The sequence below is a fragment of the Streptomyces sp. NPDC031111 genome (assembly GCF_055570675.1).
Genome location: NZ_JBVIGS010000042.1, coordinates 1 through 23,307, shown reverse-complemented (window position 1 = coordinate 23,307; position 23,307 = coordinate 1). Strand labels below are relative to the sequence as shown.

At 64.7% G+C, this 23,307-nt stretch carries 19 protein-coding genes and 5 pseudogenes; 16 read left to right on the top strand and 8 right to left on the bottom strand.

Annotated features, from left to right (window positions below; all coding sequences use genetic code 11):
• Nucleotides 1-69 precede the first annotated feature (69 nt).
• A pseudogene (locus tag ACZ470_RS39545) lies at nt 70-787 on the bottom strand (ATP-binding protein).
• A gap of 65 nt (nt 788-852) precedes the next feature.
• Between ACZ470_RS39545 and istA the strand changes: the two are divergent.
• On the top strand, nt 853-2,292 hold the full coding sequence (gene istA / locus ACZ470_RS39540) for an IS21 family transposase (RefSeq protein ID WP_468434806.1): 1,440 nt from the start codon (nt 853-855) through the stop codon (nt 2,290-2,292).
• Nucleotides 2,289-3,059, top strand: a pseudogene (istB, locus tag ACZ470_RS39535) (IS21-like element helper ATPase IstB). Before istA ends, istB begins: the two are co-directional and overlap by 4 nt.
• A gap of 38 nt (nt 3,060-3,097) precedes the next feature.
• Here the strand turns inward: istB and ACZ470_RS39530 are convergent.
• Together ACZ470_RS39530 and ACZ470_RS39525 are read right to left on the bottom strand one after the other, a co-directional pair.
• The gene (locus ACZ470_RS39530; protein WP_468434805.1) at nt 3,098-3,427 is read right to left on the bottom strand and encodes a hypothetical protein; all 330 of its coding nucleotides are present in this window, start codon (nt 3,425-3,427) and stop codon (nt 3,098-3,100) included.
• Nucleotides 3,428-3,502: 75 nt separating this feature from the next.
• A complete protein-coding gene (locus tag ACZ470_RS39525) occupies nt 3,503-4,660 on the bottom strand; it encodes a Mu transposase domain-containing protein (RefSeq protein WP_468434804.1) in 1,158 nt (385 codons plus the stop codon).
• A gap of 86 nt (nt 4,661-4,746) precedes the next feature.
• Here ACZ470_RS39525 and ACZ470_RS39520 point away from each other — a divergent pair, with 86 nt between their 5' ends.
• Nucleotides 4,747-5,463, top strand: coding sequence for a hypothetical protein (locus ACZ470_RS39520; protein ID WP_468434803.1), 717 nt, complete (start codon nt 4,747-4,749; stop codon nt 5,461-5,463).
• Between the two features lie 27 nt (nt 5,464-5,490).
• Here ACZ470_RS39520 and ACZ470_RS39515 read toward each other — a convergent pair whose 3' ends face one another.
• Entirely contained in the window at nt 5,491-6,345 is an 855-nt protein-coding gene (locus ACZ470_RS39515; RefSeq protein ID WP_468434802.1) for a tyrosine-type recombinase/integrase, read from the bottom strand.
• Between ACZ470_RS39515 and ACZ470_RS39510 the strand changes: the two are divergent.
• Nucleotides 6,277-6,603 (top strand): annotated as a pseudogene (locus tag ACZ470_RS39510) (transposase); the annotation flags it as partial. The gene ACZ470_RS39515 and the pseudogene ACZ470_RS39510 overlap by 69 nt on opposite strands.
• A 616-nt stretch (nt 6,604-7,219) precedes the next feature.
• Here ACZ470_RS39510 and ACZ470_RS39505 read toward each other — a convergent pair.
• Nucleotides 7,220-8,170 carry a nucleoside hydrolase gene (locus ACZ470_RS39505; RefSeq protein WP_468434801.1) on the bottom strand — a complete coding sequence of 317 codons (951 nt, stop codon included), beginning with the start codon at nt 8,168-8,170 and terminating at the stop codon, nt 7,220-7,222.
• A 105-nt stretch (nt 8,171-8,275) separates the two neighbouring features.
• Between ACZ470_RS39505 and ACZ470_RS39500 the strand changes: the two genes are divergently transcribed.
• Nucleotides 8,276-11,086, top strand: coding sequence for an AAA family ATPase (locus tag ACZ470_RS39500; RefSeq protein WP_468434800.1), 2,811 nt, complete (start codon nt 8,276-8,278; stop codon nt 11,084-11,086).
• Nucleotides 11,087-11,603: 517 nt separating this feature from the next.
• Here the strand turns inward: ACZ470_RS39500 and ACZ470_RS39495 are convergent.
• Both ACZ470_RS39495 and queC read right to left on the bottom strand, forming a co-directional pair.
• On the bottom strand, nt 11,604-12,935 hold the full coding sequence (locus ACZ470_RS39495; RefSeq protein ID WP_468434799.1) for a hypothetical protein: 1,332 nt from the start codon (nt 12,933-12,935) through the stop codon (nt 11,604-11,606).
• Between the two features lie 134 nt (nt 12,936-13,069).
• Nucleotides 13,070-13,789 (bottom strand): 7-cyano-7-deazaguanine synthase QueC, encoded by a 720-nt coding sequence (gene queC, locus ACZ470_RS39490; RefSeq protein WP_468434798.1) that lies wholly within the window; start codon nt 13,787-13,789, stop codon nt 13,070-13,072.
• Between the two features lie 498 nt (nt 13,790-14,287).
• Here queC and ACZ470_RS39485 point away from each other — a divergent pair, with 498 nt between their 5' ends.
• The 11 genes and pseudogenes from ACZ470_RS39485 to ACZ470_RS39435 form a co-directional block, all read left to right on the top strand.
• Complete coding sequence (locus ACZ470_RS39485) at nt 14,288-14,653, top strand: 6-pyruvoyl trahydropterin synthase family protein (RefSeq protein WP_468434797.1); 366 nt, start codon at nt 14,288-14,290, stop codon at nt 14,651-14,653.
• Nucleotides 14,654-14,760: 107 nt separating this feature from the next.
• Nucleotides 14,761-15,432 (top strand): 7-carboxy-7-deazaguanine synthase QueE, encoded by a 672-nt coding sequence (locus tag ACZ470_RS39480; RefSeq protein ID WP_468434796.1) that lies wholly within the window; start codon nt 14,761-14,763, stop codon nt 15,430-15,432.
• A complete protein-coding gene (gene folE / locus ACZ470_RS39475; RefSeq protein ID WP_468434795.1) occupies nt 15,429-16,046 on the top strand; it encodes a GTP cyclohydrolase I in 618 nt (205 codons plus the stop codon). Before ACZ470_RS39480 ends, folE begins: the two co-directional genes overlap by 4 nt.
• A complete protein-coding gene (purB, locus tag ACZ470_RS39470; RefSeq protein ID WP_468434794.1) occupies nt 16,043-17,410 on the top strand; it encodes an adenylosuccinate lyase in 1,368 nt (455 codons plus the stop codon). The genes folE and purB overlap by 4 nt, the downstream gene beginning before the upstream one ends.
• A complete protein-coding gene (locus tag ACZ470_RS39465) occupies nt 17,407-18,447 on the top strand; it encodes an adenylosuccinate synthetase (protein WP_468434793.1) in 1,041 nt (346 codons plus the stop codon). The genes purB and ACZ470_RS39465 overlap by 4 nt, the downstream gene beginning before the upstream one ends.
• Nucleotides 18,448-18,492: 45 nt before the next feature.
• Nucleotides 18,493-19,020: a phosphoribosyltransferase gene (locus tag ACZ470_RS39460; protein ID WP_468434792.1), complete on the top strand. Its 528-nt coding sequence runs from the start codon at nt 18,493-18,495 to the stop codon at nt 19,018-19,020.
• Between the two features lie 11 nt (nt 19,021-19,031).
• Nucleotides 19,032-19,736: an HAD family hydrolase gene (locus tag ACZ470_RS39455; RefSeq protein ID WP_468434791.1), complete on the top strand. Its 705-nt coding sequence runs from the start codon at nt 19,032-19,034 to the stop codon at nt 19,734-19,736.
• A 511-nt stretch (nt 19,737-20,247) separates the two neighbouring features.
• Nucleotides 20,248-20,742 carry a hypothetical protein gene (locus tag ACZ470_RS39450; protein ID WP_468434790.1) on the top strand — a complete coding sequence of 165 codons (495 nt, stop codon included), beginning with the start codon at nt 20,248-20,250 and terminating at the stop codon, nt 20,740-20,742.
• 23 nt (nt 20,743-20,765) lie between these two features.
• Nucleotides 20,766-21,449 (top strand): hypothetical protein, encoded by a 684-nt coding sequence (locus ACZ470_RS39445; protein WP_468434789.1) that lies wholly within the window; start codon nt 20,766-20,768, stop codon nt 21,447-21,449.
• A 112-nt stretch (nt 21,450-21,561) separates the two neighbouring features.
• Nucleotides 21,562-22,773, top strand: a complete 1,212-nt coding sequence (locus ACZ470_RS39440; RefSeq protein WP_468434788.1) for a cytochrome P450 — start codon at nt 21,562-21,564, stop codon at nt 22,771-22,773.
• A gap of 137 nt (nt 22,774-22,910) precedes the next feature.
• Nucleotides 22,911-23,141, top strand: a pseudogene (locus ACZ470_RS39435) (transposase); the annotation flags it as partial.
• A gap of 20 nt (nt 23,142-23,161) precedes the next feature.
• On the opposite strand, the pseudogene ACZ470_RS39430 reads toward ACZ470_RS39435, so the two are convergent.
• Nucleotides 23,162-23,307 (bottom strand): annotated as a pseudogene (locus tag ACZ470_RS39430) (IS110 family transposase); the annotation flags it as partial.

Below are 23,307 nucleotides of genomic sequence, written 5' to 3'. Positions count from 1 at the left end.
TGATCCCGACTCTGTCTCCGCAGGGGAGAGTTTCTGCCATCGTCGTGACGACAATGAGTTTGATGCTGGTCAGCCTGCGGGAGCGTCCTGTGCCCGGGCCGCCCTGGTGCTGGCGAGTCGATAGGACTCCGTGCTGTCTCGATGATGTTCCCGCCGAAGGTGAGGCGGTCGACGATGGCCGCGCAAAGCCGCGGGTCCGTGAACGTCCTCGTCCACCCGCCGAACGACTCGTTGGAAGCGATGGCGACGCTGTTCTTCTCCTCCCGCTCCGTTAACACCCGGAACAGCAGCTCAGCGCCCCTGCGGTCCAGCTCCATGTAGCCCAGTTCGTCTATGCAAAGAAGATCGACTCGCCCATAGCGGGCGATGGTCTTGGTCAGGATCTTCTCGTCCGCAGCTTCGACCAGCTCGTTGACCAGTTTGGTGGCGAGTGTGTAGCGGACCCGGAAGCCGGCCATGGCGGCTTCGGTGCCGAGCGCGATCAGCAGGTGGGACTTGCCGGTGCCCGAGTCGCCGATCAGGCAGAGGGGCATACGTTGGCCTCGAAGTCGAAGGCCCGCAGGGACTTCTCCCGCGGGAACTGTGCCGCCTTGATCCTTCGTTCGGACCGGCGGCGGGCCCGGTCGTCGCACTCAGCCATCAGCAGTTCAGCGAGGAAACCGCGATAGGACATCTGGTCGCGGGCGGCTGCTTCGGCCAGTTCGGGGAACTGGGCCCGGATGGTCGGCAGCCTGAGCATGCGGCATGCTGTCGGCGTACAAGTGAACGTGCACCACTTCGTACGGATGAAAGTGCACCGTTCTCGGTGCGGTGATGGGGTGGAGGCCGCAAGTCTGCTGCTGACGGTTCGGGGTGGCAGGGAGGCGGCTGACGGTGGTCTTGGAACCACATCGCTGGCTTGAGTTGAGGCGGTTCCGGCCGCTGTATGAGTCCGGTGCGATGAGCCTGCGGGAGATTTCGAAGGAGACCGGGCTGAACCGTCGGACGGTCAGCAAGTACTTGAAGGACCCCGCTTCACTCGCGCCGCCGAAGAGAGAATCATCAGGTCAGCGGCATCGGCGGGTGGTGGACGAGGTCGCGCCGCTGATCGACGCGATACTCAGGTCGGAGATCCTACTCAAGGGAAGGGTGATCCACGAGCGCCTGGTCCAGGAGTACGGGGTCACCATCAATTACCAGCGGGTGAAGCTCTACCTGCAGGAGGCCCGGCCTCGGATCGCGGAGGAACTGGGCATCAGCCCAGGCGAACTGGCGGGTCTGCACCGGCGGTTCGAGGTCGTTCCGGGTGCTCAGGCCCAGGTGGACTGGGGTGATGAGGGCAGAATCCTCGCTCATGTCGGGATCCCGAAGGTCTACTCCTTCCACATGACGCTGTCGTACTCGCGCGATCCGTTCTGCTGCTTCACCACCAGCCAGGACCTGGCGACGTTCTTCAACTGTCATCGTCAGGCGTTCGCGCACTTCGGCGGGGTGCCGATGAGCATCGTCTACGACCGGACCAAGACGGTCGTGCGCCGGCACGTCGCCCCGGGCGAGGCGGTCCCGCTGCATCCGGAGGCGGTCGCCTTCGCCGGGCACTACGACTTCGATATCGACGTGCTGGCCGACTACCGGCCCACGGGCAAGGGACGTGTCGAGCGCCAGGTCCTGATCGTCCGCGACCACGTACTGGCCGGACGGGCGTTTTCCTCCATCGAGGAGATGAACGCCGCCTTCGCGGCCTGGGTTCCGCTGCGGCGGGCGAAGGTCCACGGCACCCACGGTGAGGTCATCGGGCACCGGGCCGTGCGCGATCACATGGCTCTGCGTCCGTTGCCGAAGGTCCCCTATGTGGTCGCCCAGCGGCATCTGCGGCATGTCGGCAAGGACTGCCTGGTCGCCTTCGACACGAACCTCTACTCGGTGCCCGCCCGCAAGGTCCGTCCCCGCCAACTGGTCGAGATCCGGGCCACGAAGTCGCAGGTCAGCTTGCATTCCACCGTCCCCGACGCGGGCGGCCGGACCCTGCTGGCCGTCCATCCGCGGGCAGTCGGCCGCGGGGCCCGCGTCGTGGATGAGACCCACTGGGACGGTCTACCCACCGGCGCCGGCCGCCGCGTCACCACCGGCGACGCTCTGCCCTCGCCCCGCCGCAGCCAGTCGGCCGGGCCGACGGCCGGACCGCTGCAGGCCCTGGTGAACCGGGCTGCCGCCGCGCATGTCGAGGTCGGCCGCCGGCCGCTCTCGGTCTATGACGAGCTGACCGGCACCCGCCCCTTCACCACCAACGCACCGACCGAGGACGCCCGTTGAGCGAGCTGACCAGCACCCGCATCCGCACTACCGCCACCAAGCTCGGCCTGCCCCACCTGGCCGAGGCCCTGAGCCAGTACATCCAGCGGGCGGACGAGGCCAAGATGGGCTACCTCGACATGCTCGACCTGGTGCTGTCCGAAGAACTCGCCGTCCGCGACGACCGCCGCTTCCGCAACGGCCTACGGCTGTCGAAACTGCCGCACCACAAAATGCTGGAAGACTACGACTTCTCCTTCCAGCCCGAACTCGACCCGCGCAAGGTCAAGGACCTGGCCACCCTCTCCTTCGTCGAGGACAAAGCCAACGTCGCCCTGCTCGGGCCGCCGGGGGTCGGCAAGACGCACATCGCCGTCGCCCTGGCCGTCGCGGCTTGCCGGGCCGGATACTCGATCTACTTCACCAGCCTCGACGACATGGTCCGCCACCTCAAGGCCGCCGAGGACCAGGGCCGGCTGATCAGCAAACTCACCAGCTACCTCCGCCCCGCGGTTCTCGTGGTCGACGAGGTGGGCTACCAGCCCCTGGAACGGACCGAGGCGAACCTGGTCTTCCAAGTGATCTCCAAGCGCTACGAGAAGGGCTCGATCATCCTGACCTCGAACAAGACCTTCGGCGAATGGGGCTAGGTCTTCGGCGACGAGGTCCTGGCCACCGCGATCCTCGACCGCCTCCTGCACCACTGCGAAGTCGTCCCGATCAACGGCAACAGCTACCGGCTCAAGAACCGCCTCGCAGCCATCGAACGCGACACAGACGCCGCCTGACAACTGACGGCTCCTCTCTGTGGCTGCCCCCAGACGAGCTAGCGCTCGGGGCGGGGCAGCCGACGAGCAGTGGCGTTACGCCAACGCGCGGTGCGGATGCTTGACGAGCCTCTGAGCGCAGCCAACTCCTTCGGCCCGCGCACGAGTCGGCAGGCCCCAGTGTTCTGGTCGACGAGGATGGGCCAGTTTCCCCCGACCCGGATCTGGCGCCCCTCCTCGTCCTTCGCCGTGGGATACCAGGTGAAGCCATAGATGCCCGTGACATCCGGAGTCGCCCACAGGCCGATTTCGAAGGCCCACTCCTCCCAGCGGTCAGTCAGGGTCCGGCCGAACTCCTCCGCACGTCTCCGTGCTTCGTTTTCCTCCAAGAGGTCCCCTTTCACCGCACTCCAACACCTGGGAGAGCAGACGTTACGGGACTGAGCCAGGCCACGGAACGGGACCTACCTCGGTGCACATATCTCTGTACTTGGCGGTGCACACAGAGAAGTACGCGGACACATGCCTGGTCGACGGCGGCGGTCGCGGCCTGTTCGGTCAACCCACGGTGGCGTTTGAGCGTCACGACATCTCTCCCTGGATGGCGGGGCGGTCGGCTGGTGCCGGGCTCGCAGCAGCTGGTCGTAGGCCGCGACCGAGGGCAGCGGCCGGGTATCGGGCGGCAGCTGGTCAAGCCGCCGTTCAGTCAGCGAGGTCACGTTCGCTCGTTCCAGCACCGGTGGGATGAAAGATGTCGCAAGCTCGTCGGCTTCAGCCGCCTTCCGTGCCTCCAGGGCGACGGTGTCCGCGGTAAGCGCACCGGCTCTGACCGCGGAGGCAAGCCCGGCGGCCAGGTGTTCCGGGGGGGGCGGCCCATCAGCAGGACCTCGATGAGCCCGGGTGCCGTCCCTCTCGCCGTGGGCAGCCTTCGCCGCCTCCCACCAGGCATCGTGGATGGGCGTGAACTTTCCTGCGGAACGGGCCTGTTCGAGGGCAGTGGCCCCGGGAAACGCGCCCGGCTTGCGGACGAGGGCTTCGAGGTAGTGGTCCAGGTCCAGGCGGGCCTGGCCTTTGGCGATGAGTCGTTCGTGGCGGGCGATCTCGGTCTGTCCGTCGTAGACCAGGAGTTCTGATGCATGCAGCATCGCCCGAACGGTCCGCCCGATGAACCGCACCGGCACCGAGTAGCGGTTGGTGCGGACACTGATCTGGCTGAAGCGGTCGACCCGCAAACTGAACAAACGGCCAGTTTCAAATGGTTCGTCCGGTAATGGCTGAAGTAGGCGCCGTTCGACAGCAAGATACTCGTTCACCGGTCGTGGCCGGGAGCCGATCCGGCGTCGCTCGTCTTCCTCATCCCACTGCTCGATCATTGCGTTCAGCTCTGCGAGGGAGGCGACCTCCGGGACGGGGACCATGTGATTACGGCGGAACCAGCCGATCTGTCCCTCGACGCCGCCCTTCTCGTGGGCGCCCTCGATGCCGGGCAGGCAATACGCGCCATCAATGCCGTAGTGCGACCGGAACGCGGTCCACCGCTCGTTCTCCGCCCGGGACCGCGAGCTCAGCACCCGGGAGACCGCGGAGCGGAGGTTGTCGTATCGGACCTTGCCGGTGGGCACCCCTCTAATATGCGGGTCTCGGTGTCAAGTGGTCCCGGTATGCTCAAGGCCTGACTGGGGCATTGGGGACGGGGAGGTGACGGGTCATGGCGTTGGCTGAACGTCTGAGGCTCTTCGAGCCGCTGCTGGACGACTTAGCAACCGTGTTCTGCCCAGACGTGAGCTGGCCGGCCCAGACCTCTGGGGATCCTGTCCAGGACGCCTACTGTCGCTGCGAGGACAAGCGGCTCCAGATCGGCAGGGCTTGTGCGACGAATGATGAGGCTGTACTCGAGCACGCCGATCGGATCATGCGTGCCGTCGTCCACGACCACTGTCCCAGTGGCAACCGTCAGTTAATAGAGCCGCTGGTTGCGGTGCTGGGCCATCGAATGGTCATGGAGGCCATCCTCGACTATCTCGAGACCGGTCCGGCGAACGAGAAGCTGGGTGCCACGATGGCAGCGTACTGGGCTTTTGGCTCATTGCAGTACTCGACGTTTGAGGAGTACCGAGCCGACCTGGAGGCGCATCCCAGACAAGGAGCCCTCGGCAGCGTCGTCCTCAATTTCGCGGCGGTAACACCGCAGGGCCACAACGCTGAAATACGCGCGTTTCGGCGGGAGTTTGGGACTCGGGTCCGAGACGCGTGCCTGCGCGCCTTCGTCGCATCCGAGGAACCAGTCGACTGTCGGTACTGGTCGTTCAAATTCACGCTCGACCTGGACGACTACCCGGCTGCCCTCCACCCGGAGGTGGAAGCAGCCCGGCGGATCGCTGAGAGCCACCCGGAGCGATACCGAGATTGGGCTCGCAACGGCTGACGGCCGTGGTGGATAGCAGGCAGGTAGTCAGCCGGCCTGCTCGTCCAGCCGGTTGAGGAGCCCGTCGAAGATCTGCTCGCGTGCGACCTGTCCCTTGGCGGCCGCGTCGTTTCGCTGACGTTCGAGGGTGGGCCGGAACTCGATCGTGGTGACGAAGAACGTGCACGATTCGCAGATCGACTCGAAGTGGCAGTCCATCTCGACGGGGCGAGCGCAGTAGCCGTTGCCGAGCATCCGGCGGTGCATCTCCCGACGGAGCTTGGCCATCTCCGTCCCCTCGGCATCGGCCGGCAGGTGACGCGGGGCGTCGTAGAGTGCCTCGACCTTCTCCGAGACGGCGAAGTACTCGTCGGCGACGGTACGGTCGGCGATCCGGGCGTAAACACGTGTCATGGACAGCGACCTGTGTCCAAGGAGGGCGGCGATGGCCTCCAGGGACATGCCCCGGTTGATCGCCTGGGTGGCCAGAGTATGGCGGAGCTGGTGCGGGGTGACCCTGCCCAGTCCGGCCCGCTCGGCGGCCTTGCGGACGGCGGCCTCGATGCGGGAGGCGTTGACCGGGCGGCCGTGGTCGGTGAACAGCAGGTTCGATCGCAGGCCCTCGGGCCGGTGCAGCAGCCAGTCGTCCAGCAGCGTCTTGAGCTGGGGGTGCAGGGGAACGTAGCGGTCGGTGTGCATCTTGCCGACCGGGACACGGAGCCAGTAGGCGGAGCCGATCTGCACGACCGCGTCGATGGTAAGACGGAGCATCTCACTGCGACGCATCCCGGTGCGGGCGAGGATCTCGATGGCGAGCCGTGCGAACGGGTCGGGGTCTTGGCGGGCGCCTGCCAGCAGTTTGGCGGCCCGATCGTGCTCATCCGGGACAACCTCAACGTCCACAAGGCCGCCGACTTGCGGAAGTTTGCCGAGAGCCGGGACTGGCTGACCATGTACTACCTGCCGCCCTACGCGCCCGACCTCAACCCTGTCGAAGGGATCTTGTCACTGCTGCGGCGCGGCTGGCTCTCCAACGTCGCCTTCAGCACTCCCGAACACCTCGTCCAGCGCATCCGCCGCGGCCTAAGACACATCCAGTACCACAGCGAACTCATAGACGACTGCCCCGCCGAGACCGGCCTGAGCATCAGACCCGCCTGAGCAAGCCACGACATCACGAGTTCAACCTTAGTAACTACCCGGCCTTTGGAAGACCTAACGCCTCGGATCTTCGGCGGATCCGCCGCACTTCCGTGCAAGGTTGTTCACAAGCGTCCTCTAGCCTCACGGCAAGCCTTCTGCAAGGGAAATGACACATTCTCCTGGTCGTGGAAGTCCGACTTCTGTTGTGGCCCGGTATCCCTGCGAACGCGAGAAATCCGATGATCCAGACCATGGTATGAATGATCGTCAAGGGGGAGCCCGTCCTGTACCACATGCCGGGCCCCCCACCAACGAGAGCGACCTACGCCGGATCAACACCGAGGCGCCGCCCCTCTGAGGTCCTGCATGCCACACGGAAAGGACTGCAGCGCCGTTTTTACTCCCGGTGTGCCCGGACCCTCAATGCGGCAGGTGCTTCACATACGGGGCCTTTAACGTTCCCGAGAATTCCTCTTTCGCTCATAGATGACCCTTTGGCCCGAGCGTGACTCCAGGTAGAAGACGCGTGTCCGCTACGTGGAGAAGGCTCTACCGCAGAGATTGAAGAGTGCGTCGTCTGTTGCCGTTCTACGAATCCGAAGGTGGTTTTGCGGTGTTTGTGGCCACTCTCTCATCAAAGAGTTCGGTCACCACGGGCTCTGAACTGGGTCGCGGCTTCGGTGTAGCACCGCACGACATAGTTCCAGAAGGCCGGCACGTCAAGGTCCACCGGTACGAGCGCGTTGGGGATCGTCGACCGAAAGTCCACCACGGTCATGCCCGAGGTGAGAGCGCCAGCGGTTTCCACGTCAACGTGGGCGCTGCGGGAGGTGACGAGGCCGGGTCGGGCCGCGCAAGCCACAGCGCAAACGTCGTGGAGGATCTGTCCGCCCCGGTCCTCGCCGTCGTGACGGGCCAGATATGTGGCCAGCGGAATGATCAATTCATGGGCCAGTGGGCCCAGCCCGGAGAATCTGGCCAGGACGCCGGCGTCGGCTCGGGCTTGTCCTGTCAAGTCGAGACCCACCATCGTGACCTGCCAGCCAGCCGCAAAGACCCGCTTCGCTGCTTCCGGGTCGACATAGATGTTGAACTCGGCGGCGGGTGTGATGTTTCCGCGCCGGAAGGAGCCGCCCATCATGGTGAAGGAGGCAACCAGATCGGCGATACCGGGATCTTTCGCCAAGGCGAGCGCGATGTTGGTGAGAGGTCCGGTTGCCACCAGGTGAATCGCTCCTGGGTCGGACCGAATCATCTCGACCAGTAGGTCGCACGCGTGCTGCTGCGAGGGTGCCCTGGTAGGTGGCGGAAACTGCACGGAACCGAGCCCATTCGGGCCGTGCAGATGCGGCACGTACGACGGGGCCCGCAAAAGTGGGGCGGTTGCACCGGCAGCGACAGGCAGGTCGGATATTCCGAGGAATTCGAGTAGAGCCAACGAATTCCTTGTGGTCTGCTCCACGTCCACGTTTCCGCTGACCGTCGTAACTGCTACGAGGTCAATGTCTGGGTCGCCGAGTGCGAGGAGTAACGCGAGGGCGTCATCCAGGCCTGGGTCACAATCAAGAATCAGCTTCAGGGGCATGGGTGCAACAGTGCCACAGGGATTCGTTCAGGTCCACCCATCTGCGGGACAGAATTCCACTCACGCAAAGCAAAATTTTGCTTGATTTCCGGGAGGATTTTTATCGTGGGAAGTCTTGACCGTGACGAGGAGAACGTCTTCATAGGTCGGCAAGTAGAAGTGGGTAGGCTCCTTTCCGCACTCAATGGCACTGGGCCGGGCAGGTGCTTCGTAACAGGTGAACGAGGGGTCGGCCGTACCTCTGTGCTGCGTTCCTTCACCAAGCACGCCCGGCTGCGCGGCCACTTGGTCCTGACCCTTGACTGCCGCGCGGGTGCTGTTCACGTCCGGCAGTCCATCAAGGCCCAACTGCACCTGCCAGACGACTCCGCTGCCGATGCCTCACGTGACCTTCGGCCTGCGGGCGCCACTGAGCTCGCCAACGCCATCCATGGCGCGATGGCGGAGACAGCTTCCTCCGCACCACATGTCATAACCGCCGACGACCTGGACCTCGCCGACGGCTGGACCCTTTCGCTCCTACGGGCCCTGATGACACCAGGCACCGATACCTCCGCCGCTCTGGTGACATCAATTCAGGACGGGAGACGCGCGAAAGAAAATGCGGTGCTTGCGGAGCTTCTACTGGACTCGCAGCCCGTACATCTGACCGGTCTTCCTTCCTCAGATTCTGTTCTTCTAGTACGCCGGTTGACGCAGCGTCGGATGAGTTCACAAGTGGCGGTTGCGTTCCACCGCGTCTGTTCCGGAAATCCGGGGCTTCTTGTCGCCCTGATTCAGGAGTGGGACCGGTCAGTGCGAGAGTACAGTGTTGCCGCCGTCGAGGAGGCGACCCTTCCTGCCATGACACATAACCTTCTTCTCCAGCTGGCTCAGGACTTCCCGTCCGCAGTCGGTATCCTCATTGCCGCATCCGTTGCCGGCGAAAATTCGGAGCCTCGCCTGCTTTCACATATGGTGGATATGGAATTATCGGATTTCCTGGAGGCTGCGGATTACCTGATCCGCATGCGATTATTGCGGGATGGCGGGAAGTTACTCCTGCGTCATCCGATCCTCCGTAACTCCCTCCTGGCGACCATGACCCGCGTCGCCCGCGACGCCGCACACCTCAAAGCTGCCTCCTATCTTCACCAGATGCATGCGCCGGTGGAGGACATCGCGACACAGCTCACCGCTTCCCTCACCCCGCTCGACTGCTCTTGGTCCACCGTGACGCTGATGTCAGCCGGGCGAGTTGCCCTCGCCGACGGCCGCAGGAGTGCAGCGCTCAATTACGTTGAGCACGCGGCACGGACCGCATCAGGGTCGGAGCGCGACGAGGCTCTCGTCGTCCTCACCGACCTCATGATGGACGACGACCTCCGAGGTGGTGTCGAGCAGGCGCTGGCCGCCCTGCGCAGCGTCTCGGCCGATTCTTGGTGCGGGGAGTTGCTTGCACAACTTGGCGGTGCGCTGTACCTGCTGTATCCGGAAGCCGGCGGCGCGAATACCAAGAACCGTGTCGTGCTCCCGGTCGCTACAAACACTGCAGGCCTGTGGGCTGTCCTGCATGAGATGCTCATCAGCGAGGAGCATCTCACCCCAGCGCAAGTGGCTTCGCGTTCGGAGTGTCTGCTCTCCCAAGAACTTGAGCAGCCGGGGGAGGGTAACCAAAGGATCAACGCTGTCTCTGACAGGCTGCGATCCGTGATCGGCGCCGTCGCCGATTTCAGTCGCTATCTGACGGGCGTAGATCCCGATCAGGCAGCGGCGGCAGCCGAACGATTGCTCACCTCCAGTGGGGAGGCCTGCGGCCATCCTCTCGCCGTGCTGTTTGCCATGGACATCCTGCTGTGGAACGACCGGCACGATGCTGCGGCTTGCCACCTGGAACGGCTGGAAGCCTGCGAGTTCGGCAGGCCCGGCTCCCTTCTCCGTGCTCTGTTGCAGTCCGTAAAGGCCCGTATCTCTCAAGCGCGTGGTGACCTCCGGCTGGCCTGTGAGCAGTTCGAACAGTGCCTTGAGTGGTTGACCCGTTGCGGCGCCGCGCCGCAGAACGCGCTGCGTCTTTGCGTGATTGGCGCGTTCGCCGAAGCACTCCTGGAACGCGGCGACACCGACGGAGCGCGGAAGCTGCTGTACGAGGACATCGATGTCAGCGGTGACACGGAGCTGCCAACTGGCTGGCGGTCCTGCACGTTGCTGCTTGCCCGGTCGAGGTTCTGTCTTGAGACCGGCGACTTCCAGGGCGCGATGCGCTATCTCCACGACGCGCGCAACCGGGCGGAAGCGGCCGGAATCGCGGTGTCGGCCGTGGTCCCCTGGCGCCGGCACGGGGTCTCGGTCCTGCGCCATATGGGCCGCTTCCATGAAGCCCGCCAGTGGGCCGAGGATCACTTGGCCGAAGGTGGCACTGACCGGGAGCGTGGCGTGGTTCTCGGCGTCCTCGGCACCATCGTCAGCGGGGTCGAGGGGGAAAAGCTGCTCCGGGAAGCAGTCGAACTGCTCAAGGGGCAGGGTGCGCGGCTTCAACTGGCTCACGCAACCGCTGACTTGGGAGTCTTGATGACGCAGGGAGATCGTTGGGAGGAGGCAGAAGCAACATTCGGCGCAGCCTTGTCTCTCGCTGACGACTGCGGAGCCGCTTCGCTTGTCACGAAGGTCCGCCAGCAACTGACCTCGCTCAGGGGCGATTCCTCCAACCAACTTGCATTGCGGGCGGCGGCGGAGCTCACCTCCAGGGAGAAGCAGGTCCTGGTCGGTGCCCTGCGCGGGCACAGAAACGCAGACCTCGCCTCCGAGCTGCACATCACGAAGCGCACTGTGGAGATTCACCTTTCCAGTTGCTATCGAAAGCTTGGGATCAGCGGCCGTGGAGAATTCGAGCAGGTCTTTCGAATTCCTGGTTTGTGGCCACTACTGCTCGCCAGCTAGCAGCGATGCCTTCACATCGTGGTGTCGGAGACTGACGGTCCATGATCTCTACGCTGTCCCGCTTACAAGGTGTGCCCAGGGCGGTGGCCCTGGGCGACGAACGCTGTTTCTTGCGTGCGAAGTTACGGATGTATGCGGCCGGTTGGTTCCGGCGCGGCGACGCCGACAAGAAGTAGCCGTGCAAGGCGCGGCCGTCCTGAGTAACCGGCACGGCTGGAGCTGGCAGGGCCCTACCGGGCAGTCGAGCGGGACAAGACAGTGGCTGGCTGGGTGAAGGAGACCTGGCCGAGCGTGGAAGGGCCGCGGCAGAGTTCGACGCCTGGTCCGTCTTCGATGACGGAGCCGGTTTCCCATGACGCTGCCGACCGTCCGTGCCTGGTACCGCCAAGGTCACACTTCCGTGGTCCGTGTCCAAGGCTGCTCCCGCCGACCCTTGTCGGTGGCTGCCTCGGGTCAGCTACTATGCCGCCGCGTCGGACGGCGCTGAAGGCCGGTATGAGGCTGCCCAGTCCGGTCCTCATTCCTCATGACGCGTCTGCGAGTATTCTCCGAGGCCCATACGTTCTGTACGAGTCGGCATGCTGTGTGCCTGGTCGGCCGCTCGGATCTGCGGCTCGTACCTCTCCCACAGGAGTGCAAGCAACCGATCTGCTCCTCCCCGCACCTCAGCGAGGGCGCGCTCAACCGGTTCAGTCACCGTCACCGGCTTGGCCCGCTCCCGGCGGGCCCACATGCTGGGTGCCGGCGGGAGTACGCCGCCGAGACGTCGTATCTGCCGTTCCATCGTCTGCTGGTACCCGCTCGCGTTGAGGTCGTGGGTGACAACTTCCTGAGCATGGTTGAACAGGCTGGTGACATTCATGGTCAGTGCCACCAGGTAGACATCTACGGGTACGCCCCTCAGCCCGGCTCGGAAGGCTTCGTGAGTGCGGCCGGTGAACACTGAATCGTCGAGGTGGACGACAACCTGCCCGTCCACAGGCAGTTCCACTGTCTGCCAGGATTGTGCCGAAACTCTGTTCATCTCCGCTTCATGGAATGAGTGGCGGCTCGTCGCCAGGCTGGTATAAGCGCGCTGCTGGGGCGTCAGCAGTCCTGCCCACAGCGGACCCGCCGCCATCGCGCCGAATGCCTCGCTGACCAGGAGAACGGGGGCACCAGGGTGGGCCGCCTCGATGGCGGGCCAGCGGCTTTCGAACGCCGCGAGTACCTGCCACAGTGTGTCGCCCTCCCGCAGTGCCCGGACGGTGGACGCGGATACCGTTTGCCGCGCCAGTTCTGCGCCGACGCCGCGCACCACGCGCGCCACGCATCGGTCGGACAGGACGGCTGCTGCCCGCGCGCCCCAAGTCTTCGGCCGACAGGTGCCACCGCGCCAGAGATTCCAGGCCGCTTCGGCCAGCAGAGCGGACAGGTTCGCAAGAGCGGCGTCGATGTCGCCTTGGCCCTCGAGGTTCCCCAAGTGGGCAACGCTCCAACGGGTAGCGCACAGGTCGTTCACTGCGGACTCGAGGAACGCCAGCCAGGCGAGCCACGGGTACCACGGCACCGGAGACGCGATCAGTGGACGGGTGAGGGCGTCGGTGTGTTCTGCGTACGACGGCCAGCGTTCGGCGACCACGGACCAGCGTTCGGCCGCAGACGGCCGCGACTCCGGCGGGTACATCGCCGAGTCGGCCGCGTAGTAGCCGAATCCGCGCAGGTAGACCCAGTCGTCACGGGTGACTCGGTCGGTGAAGAACGCCTGTGCCGCGGGCCCGATGAGTTCCTCGTGGCACGTCGGCAGCCGGAACCCGCCACCAGGAGCGAGATGGGCTGCCTCGGGCGTCCCGGCCGGTGGTGGCAGCACAGCCCGTGAAGCGTGTAGTTCCGCGGTCCAACGCTGCTGCAGCGCATGTTGGTTATCGGCGATCTCACGTGCCCATGAGTGCAGGCGACGTCGCTCGGGGAGGCCAAGGTACCTTCCTGCGATCCGATGGGCTCTCATGGGGAGGCGAACTCGGTGACCTCGTCAACATAGTCCGTCGGATCGACGATGCCGGCCTCGCGGAACGCTTCACGGCGTTCGAAGCATGTTCCGCAGGTGCCGCAGTGCCGTTCGCCACCCTTGTAGCAGGACCAGCTCTGGCCTAGCGGCGCGCCCAGACGCGTCCCGTGAGCGGCGATGTCTGACTTCGACCAGTGGATGAAGGGCGCCTCGATCCGGGGCGTCGGGAAGCCCTCGTTGGCGATGCCCACCAGCGTGCTCAACGCGGACACGAAGGCGGGCCGGCAGTCCGGGTACACGAAGTGGTCGCCCGCGTGCATGCCGAGCGCCACCACGGAGGCCCGTTCCGTCACCGCGATCGACACCGCAACGTTGGCTAGGACTGCGTTGCGGTTGGGCACCACAGTGGATCGCATGGATGCTTCCGCGTAGTGGCCATCGGGCACGTCCACCTGCTGGTCCGTCAAGGCTGAGCCCGTAAGCAGTCGGCCCAGATTGTTCAGGTCTACCACCAGGTGCCGGGCATTGAAGTGGGCTGTGACGACGCGGGCGGCCTCGATCTCACGGCGGTGCCGCTGTCCGTAGTCCACTGTGACGGCGATCAAGCGGTTACCGAGGACTGCGTAGTGCGCCAGGAGGGTCGTGGAGTCCAACCCTCCTGACAGGACGACCACGGTGGAGAATGGATCTGTTTTGTCGTCTATCTCATGACTCATGCGAATTCTTTCTCCTTTTCATGCCGGGCTCGAATCCGAGTGAGGTCCCGGGGCCGGTCACGCTTCGGCTGTGCACGATCGTGAGCCCGTAGTGCAGCCCGCGCATCAGGGCGGTGCCCGAGAGTCCTCCAGCCGGGTACCGAAGAGCACGAGCCCGGCGACCGAGACCCAACAGCGCCGCCGGCAGCAAAAGCGAACAGCAGAAGCGAACAGCAGAAGCACTTGTGTGCCCGCGCGACTCTCGGGGCACCAGCGACCCCTTCCTTCGGTGCCCGATGTGGAAGTTCTCGGTACGTCGGTGACTATTTGACGGCTGGTGCCGTGAGGCGAAAGGCGCGCGATGGAACGCATGCTGGTTCCAATCTCGGCATCTGTCCGATGCTCAACGGATCACCGTTCGTCGGGCCGAACGCTCGCACGTACGGCTCCCAGGCATCACGCCCGAAGGGGCTTGCCGGGACTACAGCGCGAGTGCCCTTCACTTCTGGAGCCGCCTGCATGTCCTTCATTATCAGCAAGGAGTTTCACTTCTCTGCGAGTCACCGTCTCGACGACCTGGAACAGGGCCATCCATGCGGCCGTCTGCACGGTCACAACTACGTGGTGGAGCTGGAGCTTTCCAGCTCCGACGACACCTTGGACAAGACTGGCTTCGTCCGCGACTACGGCGACCTCTCGCCCTTCCGCAGCTGGCTCGACGAGGAGGTTGACCATCGCCACCTCAACGACCTTATGACCGACCGAAACCCGTCCGCGGAGAACCTCGCCCGGTGGATCTATGACATGTGGTCGCCACAGTTCCCCGAGCTCAGCTCCGTGAGGCTCTCAGAGACACCCAAGACATGGGCGGAGTACCGGCCGTGACACACACAGGCGACGCCACCGACGCCGCAGTGCGCACGCCCAAGGGAGGTGGTGCCGCCGCGGATCCGAAGCTCGTTGTTAACGAGTTGTTCGGCCCGACTTGAACCGTGCAGGGGGAAGGGCCTTCCGTGGGAAGGCGGTCAGCCTTTCTTCGGCTGGGCGGCTGCAACCTGTCGTGCCGCTGGTGCGATACGCCATACACCTGGGACTGGACCGGTAGCAGCGACACTGGAGTTGCCTATAGCCCGCACACGGAACTGACAACGATGCCGACGAGCGCCGTGCTGGAACGTCTTATCGGCTTGGCCGTACCGCTGGTCGTCGTCTCGGGTGGGGAGCCGCTCAACCAGCAAAGGCGTCTGATCCCTCTGGTGACGGGCCTTCTCGCTTCAGGGCACCAGGTGGAGTTCGAGACGAACGGAACCGTGGTGCCAGACGCCAGGCTGGTCGTTGACGGGGTGCGCTTCAATGTCTCCCCGAAGCTCGCCCACTCAGGAGATCCCGAAGCTCGACGCCTAGTGCCAGAGGCGCTGCGTGCACTCGCGGCTGTTCCAGGGACAGTGTTCAAGTTCGTCTGCCGGACCGCGGAGGACTTGGACGAGGTCGCCTGGGTGGTGGAGCGCTGGGGGACGACACCAGTGTGGATCATGCCGGAGGGCCGGACTTCAGCAGAGGTACGGCGCAACCTCGCAGACGTGGCAGACGCGGTGATCGCCCGCGGCTGGAATCTGACGCCGCGGCTGCACATCGACATCTGGGGCGAGAAGAGGGGCGTATGACCATGAAGCCGCACACCGCACCGTCCACAGCGCCTGCGCACCGCACCGACCGGGCCGGCACGGCTGATCCCTTGGAGGAGCTGTGCCGCCAACTACTGTTGGAGATAGGTGAGGATCCTGCCCGCGAGGGTCTGCAGGAGACCCCCGCACGCTTCGCCCGCTGGTGGCGGGAGTTCAGCCAGTACGATGCCGGCAAGGTTGACTCCCTCTTCGAGCTGAAGACACAGAGCCAGGTCGTGGTGGTGTCGGACATTGAGGTTTGGTCGCTTTGCGAACACCACCTGCTGCCGTTCTCCAGTTCTGTCACGATCGCCTACCGACCGGGAAGCGCCGTGCTCGGCCTGTCCAAGTTCGCTCGCATCGCTCACCGCCATGCTCACCGGCTGCAAGTGCAGGAGCGGCTGGTGGGTGATATCGCCGAGGAGATCAGCGCCGTATCGGGGTCCCCTGACGTGGCAGTGATCGCGCGTGGCGAGCACCTGTGCATGACCATGCGCGGCATCCGCACACCGGCGACAATGACCTCGTCGGTCTTCCATGGGATCTTCGAGGAGTACGGTCCACCACGCGAGGAGTTGATTGCGACGGTACTCCAAGGGCCGGCTGGACGATGACGACGCCCCTGGACCCAGGCCGCTACGGCAGCGACTCGATGCGGAACTTGTTCACGGACGAGTCCCGCTACCGCCACTGGATCAGGGTGGAGGGCGCTGTCGCCGCCGCACAAGGGACACTTGGCGTGATACCCGCCGACGCAGCTGCGCAGATCACCGCGAAGGCCGAAGCATATCGGCCCGACCTCGCCCGCATCGCCGTCATTGAGGCGGAGAGCAGACATGAACTGTTCGCCGTCGTACAGCAATTCGCCGAGTCCTGCGGCCCTCACAAAGGGTATGTGCATCACGGGCTGACCAGCAGTGACGTGCAGGACACCGCAATGGCGCTACAACTGGACGCTGCTATCGGGCTGTTGGGTAAACGCCTGTCCGATCTGCTGGTGTCTCTGCGGGGCCGGGCCATCCAAGGACTCGGGCAGGTCATGATCGGGCGCACACACGGCCAGCACGCGCAACCCGTTACGCTCGCGTTCAAGCTCGCCGTGCACCTGGATCAGATGACGCGATGTCTGGAACGCCTCGACCAGCTCAGAGAGCGCGCCGTGATGGGCAAGGTTTCCGGGGCCGTGGGCTCGCTCGCCGGTCTGGGGTCCAAGGGCGACCGGGTGCAGGCCGAGGCCCTGGAACGGCTCGGTCTGCAGCGCGCCCGGATCTGCACGCAGGCTGTCGCCCGCGATCGATTGGCAGAGTTCGTCGGCTGGACGGCACTGACTGCCGCCTGCCTGGAGAATGCGGCCACGGAGTTCCGGAACCTTCAACGCACCGAGATCGCCGAGGTCGCGGAGCACTTCGCCACTGGCGCTCAGATCGGCAGTTCTGCGATGCCACACAAGCGCAATCCCGTCCTCAGTGAACGCGTGTGCAGCCTATCGCGGCTCCTGCGGTCCTTGGTCGGCCCCGCTCTGGAGAACGTCGTCACCTGGCACGAGCGGGACCTGGCCAACTCCGCCAATGAGCGATTTGTCCTCCCCGAGGCATGTGTGCTGTTGGAGGAGACACTGATCACCACCACCACCGTCGTGAACGGGTTGCTGATTTTCCCTGAGCACATGGCAGAAAACCTGGCACGCTCGCGGCACGCCCACCTCAGTGAGGCGGCCCTACTAGCACTCGTCGACACCGGTATGCCTCGCCTGGATGCCTACCGGATCGTGCAACGAGCCAGCTCCGTCGCTATGGCCAAGAAGCGCGACCTGTTGCATGTGCTCGCCGCCGATGACCAGGTGACGTGCGTACTCACATCGGCGCAACTGAAATCACTCGCACGTTCCGGAACCGATACCGGTCGGTGCGACGAACTGGCACACGAGGCGGTGCAACGGGCTGATCGGGTCCTGGCCGCTAGAAGCGGAGGGCAATGATGCCGGGCACGATCGTGGTGGGTGGCCAGTGGGGCGACGAGGCCAAAGGCAAGATCTGCAGCTATTTGGCGATGCGGGACAACCCCGCTGTCTCGGTACGTGCAGGTCTCGGTCCGGGCGCCGGCCACACGGTGGTCCACGAAGGCCGCACGCTGCGTATGAGGCAACTGCCCAGTGCCGTCATCAACCCCAAGACGCGACTGCTGCTCGGCGCCGGAGTGCTCGTACGGCCGGAAGTGCTCCTGAGGGAGATTCAGGGCCTGGGTGTAGGCGACCGTGTGGGCATCGACTTTCGGGCAAGCATTATCGAGCCTGAGCACGTAGCAGCCGAGGCCCGGAACCACAACCTCACTGAGCGGGTTCGCAGCACGGGCAGCGGGCATGGTCCCGCGCTGGCCGCGCGCGCTATGCGGTCCGGGCGCAGGGCCGAGGACGTCCCTGAACTCGCCCCCTACCTGACCGACGTGGCGGCGGAGGCCAACGACGCCCTGGACAGGGACCAGCACGTCCTGGTCGAAGGAACCAATGGCTACGGCCTGTCAGTGCTGTTCGGTAGTTATCCCTTCACAGTCGGCAAGGACAGCACCGCGAGTACGGCGGCCGCCGACGCCGGGCTCGGCCCTCTGGCGATTGACGAGGTTGTCCTGGCCTTTCGGACCTATCCCATCCGGGTCGGCGCCGGACCCCTGCCCACCGAGATTCCACCGGCCCGCGCCGAAGAGCTGGGCATCGTCGAGTACGGCACCGTCACCGGCAGGCGCCGCCGCGTAGGCACCTTCGATCTGGACGAGGCCCGAGAATCCATCCGCGTCAACCGGCCCTCGCGCATAGCCCTTACCTTCCTGGACTACATCGATCCCTCGTGCCGCGGTCTGCGCGACGACGCCCTGCCTGAGGCAGCAGCCGCATTCGTCGCCCGGATCGAGGAGGAACTCGGCCGCCCCGTGGACCTGATCGGTACCGGCCCGGACACCACCGACCTCATCGACCGCGCCGGCAGCCTCACGCCCCGCTCCGGCAGGGCAACTGCTCCGTAGCACGCGCCATCGCGGGCGGTCCTCGATGATTGAAAGGAGTCCCTCATGAACAACCCCTCGCTGTGGCGCCGGGAACACTTGCTGGTGCTCGGCTGGCCCGATGTCGGCAAAGCGTTGACCCTGCTCGCGGACCAGATACGTGACAGCGGCTTCCAGCCCGACGTGATCGTCGGCATCGCGCGCGGCGGACTGCCGCCTGCCGTGGCCCTGTCCAACCTGCTCGGCGTGCAGGACTTCCGCGTCTTCAGTATTCCGAGGAACACCTCCAACTCCCGCTACAGCGAACGAGGTGAGCCCGTTCTGAGCTATGCCGTCCCCGACCAGCCGATGACAGGCGCGGACGTCCTGATCGTTGACGACATCATGGGCGACGGCGGCACCATGGCTTTGGCCGCACGTACGGCGCAGGACCTTGGCGCGGCCTGCGTGCGTACCGTGGTCCTCGTTCGCAACGTTCATGCGGCGGGACTCCCTGACCACCGGGCCTTGGAAGTCGACGACTGGACGGTCTTCCCCTGGGAGCAGCCCCCGGGGATCGACGAGAGGCACGTACCCGTGCCAGGCCCGCTGTGACGCAGCGCTGCATGGGCCAGGACCCGCTCTCCGGCCGGGCCTCGGTCGTGCTCGACCGCGACGGCACCCTGGTGGACTGGTCCGAGATGTTCCTGCGTTTCGTGCTCGACCTGTATCGGCATGAGCGTGTACAACCGCCTCTGCGGGAGGAAATCCTGGGGGTCGCCTACTGGCAGGCCATCATTGACGGAGAGTTGTACATTGGCTCCGTCCGTGTACGGGACCGTGTCGACGATGTGGCCAGGCGCTACATGCGCTACGCTACGTTTTATCCGGGCGTTGTTGCCGCTCTCACCGCGCTGGCGGCCGCCGGGGTGCGAATGGCCCTAGTCAGTGCCTGGGTGGGAACCGGTCCAACCACCGCCCTGCTTGAACGGCACGGGATCCGCGAGCACTTCGCCTCTGTGCTGACCCGCGACGACCTTGCCGAGCACGAGCGGGGGTACGACGACCTGGCGGCCAAGAGCGTCTTGGCCAGGCGTGCGCTGATGGAAATGAAACACCCGGTCTCCGATCCGCTGTATGTAGTCGGGGACAGCCCCGGCGACGTAAAACTCGGGCGAATTCTCCTGGCTCGAGTGGTCGGGGTACGCACCGGCAACGGCGTACGGCTGACGTCCACCGCCCCAGAGGGCCCCGACGTTCTCCTGGATACCGCGGCATCTCTGTACACGTTGCTCCTGAGAGACATGGGCTACGCCGACCCCAGCGTCTGAGGGAAACAATGTCCACTCGGACGATTCTTACCGAAATGTTCAGAGTGCGTCCTGGAACGCAGGCAGGGTTTCCAAGATCGTTCTGTGCCAAGCGACCTGGACACCCAGCTCATTGCACTGCAGGACTCCTCGACGACAAACTATTTGTCCCTCTGATGTCGGCGTCGGCCGTAACCGATGTGAAGTCGAGGGCGATGATATTCGAATAGGTGGCGCCGGCCTCGTGCTTCGAAGGGCTAGACGTATGAACCGGATTCCTCCTCTCTCGTGGCGCATTGAGTCGTTTTTCATTCCCAGGCAGCCGGACGCATCCTTGCTTGCGCGGCTGGAGTGCTGCCGTGCGTTCCGGGCTCGGATCCTGTGGGACGGCAATCGGCGTCCAGAGTTCCGATCGAGCGACGGGTCCTTCGTCGACGTACAGGAGTTGGACTTCAATGCGTGGCATTTCCTTGCTCGCCGGGAGCCAGGGGGCCCCGTTCTCGGTTATATTCGCCTGGCTACCCCAGCTGCTGTGACGCTTTACCAGACACGTCAGTTTCTCGGTCCAGAACGTTTCGCCGCACTACTGGGCGCTGAAGGAGTGCTCGCAGATGAGGTTTTTGAACCCGGTCGGATCGTGGTCAGCGAGAGGGCCCGCCACCTGGGGCTTGGCGCCTACCTGTTTGCCATATCCATGGCCGGCGCCCGGACCCTGGGTTGCTCCGCGATGGTTGCAACGTCCGGCACTGCCGAAGGCCAGCTTGATCTCTGGCAGCGCTTCGGATTCCGGCCCGTTCCCGGAAGCCGGGCCTATGTTGAGAAATACACCGAAGACGTGGTTGCCATCGTCAACCGCACTCAGGACACAGCTGACCAGTTCGAAGAACTGGTCAGCATCCTCGCGGCACGGCCTCATCTGCTGATTCCAAACGTCTCAGAGCCGGGTGTGTCCACGTCAGCTATGCCATCAAAAATCGATACCCGACATATTTTGCGCAGCGCAATATGTCACTCGAAAGGTGGATAAGAATGGTGGATCTCATATCCGTCATGAACAGCATCTCCGCCTCATTCTGCGAGAGAGTCCAGGAAGAGCCTCGGTTTTCCGCGGTGTTCGGCGGCACTCCGAGCGAGAGCGAGTACGTCGGCTGGTTCCTGGTGGACACCTTCTATGACGTGATCGGAACACCTGGCTACTGCGCTGCAGGAGGGCAGCGCCTGAAGGAGGCTGGTGAACTCTCCCCGGCCCACTCCCTGATCAGCGAAACCCTGCTCGAGAAGGCCACTGAGGAGCAGACTGAGAGCGGCCAGGGGCACGAGGTGTGGGCGCTGCATGACATTGCGGCGGTGAAGGGCTGGGAACTCGACCAGGCAGCCTCCTGGATACGGCAGCGCACACCATCCCCGGGCTCGCTCTCGTATAACGAATTCTTCAAGTTCATCACGACAGCCAACCCGATCGGCATCCTCGGCCTGGCATTCACCCGAGAATACATGGCCAACGAACTGGCCACACAAGCAGCGAAGAATCTGCGCGAGTTCTCGGACATCCCGAACGTCGATAAGGCCACCGTCTTTCTCGGTGGGCACGGCGAGGCCGATGCCGACCATGTAAGGGAGTTGTATCCGATTCTCGACGCCATCGAGGATCAGGCCGACAAGGAAGTTGTCATCATGGCGGCGCGAGTCAGCGTAGAGAGCTACCTGGCCAAGGCAGTCACCAAGCGCAAGTAGCACTCGCCGGTCGTGGTCCGAAACCGAGACCCCAAGCGGCAAGGGCGCCGGACCACGGGCACTCTACGAACCAGAACAGCCTCTGAACCACAGCACAGGGAGGAAGACGACGATGTCCTTACAGTCCCAGGGGCGGATTTCGGTGGAGGATCTGCCGTTTGTGGACATCACTACCGCCGATTTCACCTGGGAGGACCCCGCCGTGGGGGCAGCGCGGGAGGAATGCTGGGCGGCCCGCACCCCTGTAGGAATCCTGGTCCTGCGGTATGCAGAGGTGGCGGAACTGCTCCGCGATCCTCGGCTGGTCCCGGGCTTCAGCCTTCTTGTGGAGCGGGCCGGGGGCACGAGTGGGTCGTCCCACGAGGCGGCGGTCCATATGTTGGAGAGCCAGGGGGGTGCCGACCACCGTCGGGTGCGCAGTGGGCTGGTCACCCGGCGGTTCTCGGCGCCCAGGGTTGCTGAGGTGCTGCCGTTGATCCACACGACCGTGCAGAGCCTGACGGAACAGCTGGCCGCCGCCGGGCCATGCGATTTCGTAAGAGAATTTGCCGAGCCGCTGCCGCTCACGGTGATCTACCACCTGCTGGGGATCCCGATCGAGGATTACGACCTCATTCGTCGCTGGACCCTTGACGCCGGTCTGAGCCTTGCTCTCGACTACGATCCCGGCTTGCTGCCCCGCGTAGAAGAGTGCATGGCTGGACTGTCCGGCTATGTTAAGAACCTGATCCACCAGCGGGCGGCAGAACCTGGTGGTGACGATGTGCTTTCCCACTTCCTACGCAGCGGGATATTGGACGAGGAGGAGCTGAACGGGCTCGTCATCGAGCTGCTGGGCGCCGGGTCTCATACCACAAACCACCAGCTCTCCCTCGCCATGGTCGCCTTCGCCCGCCACCCCGAGCAGTGGGCGATGCTTCAAGCACACCCCAAATGGGTGGAGCAGGCGGTGGACGAGGTCCTGCGCTGGTACCCCACCCCAGGGACCATGCACCGGGTCGCGGCTGAGGACCTGTGCTATCGGGACCTGCACATCCCCGCCGGAACCGTCGTCTACTTGGGCGTGCACTCCGCCCAACGGGATCCTCGCGTGTTCCCCGACGGGGACACCTTCGACATCAGCACTAAGCGTGAGCCACCTCTGCTGGCCTTCGGCGGCGGCCCGCACTACTGTCCCGGCGCAATATTGGCCCGTACCCAACTCACCGAAGCCCTCACCGCGCTCACCGCCCGCCTGGGCCCACCCCAGATCGCCGGCCCGATCACGTGGCGCCCCCCTCTCGGAGTTGTCGGGCCGGACGCCTTGCCCTTGCGATTCGCCTGACTGTTGAGGGCAAGGCAGTTTCGTTTGGATCAGCGGGCGTTGATTTGGGCATGTCGATGACTGATGCCCAAGTGGGCACGGATCGAGCCGCTACTTCACCCGCATCGATACAAACGAGCTCGTGCATGGTAGGCGGTGAGGCGTCGACCGCGATCGTGTTCGTGGCCACGTCGGGCTGCACGTGGCAGCAGTTGCCGTCGGCCTCGTTCGGGCCGTCGGGAGCCGCTGCTCACCGGCGCTTCGCGGAGTGGTCGAAGGCCAGGGTGTGGGCGAAGCTGCACCGCCTGGTCCTGGACGAACTCGGCGCACGGGGCGAGCTGGACTGGTCCCGCTGCGCGATCGACTCGGTGAATATGCGTGCCCTGAAAAGGTGCCCCTATGGTTTTCGTCAAGCGGTGGCCGGAGTAGGTGGCTGGTAGAAAGTGCCGTCTCGGAGCAGGGCGAAGAGGACGTCGATGCGGCGTCGGGCCAGGCAGACGATGGCTGCGACGTGGTGTTTTCCCTCGTGTCGTTTCCTGTCGTAGTAGGCACGTG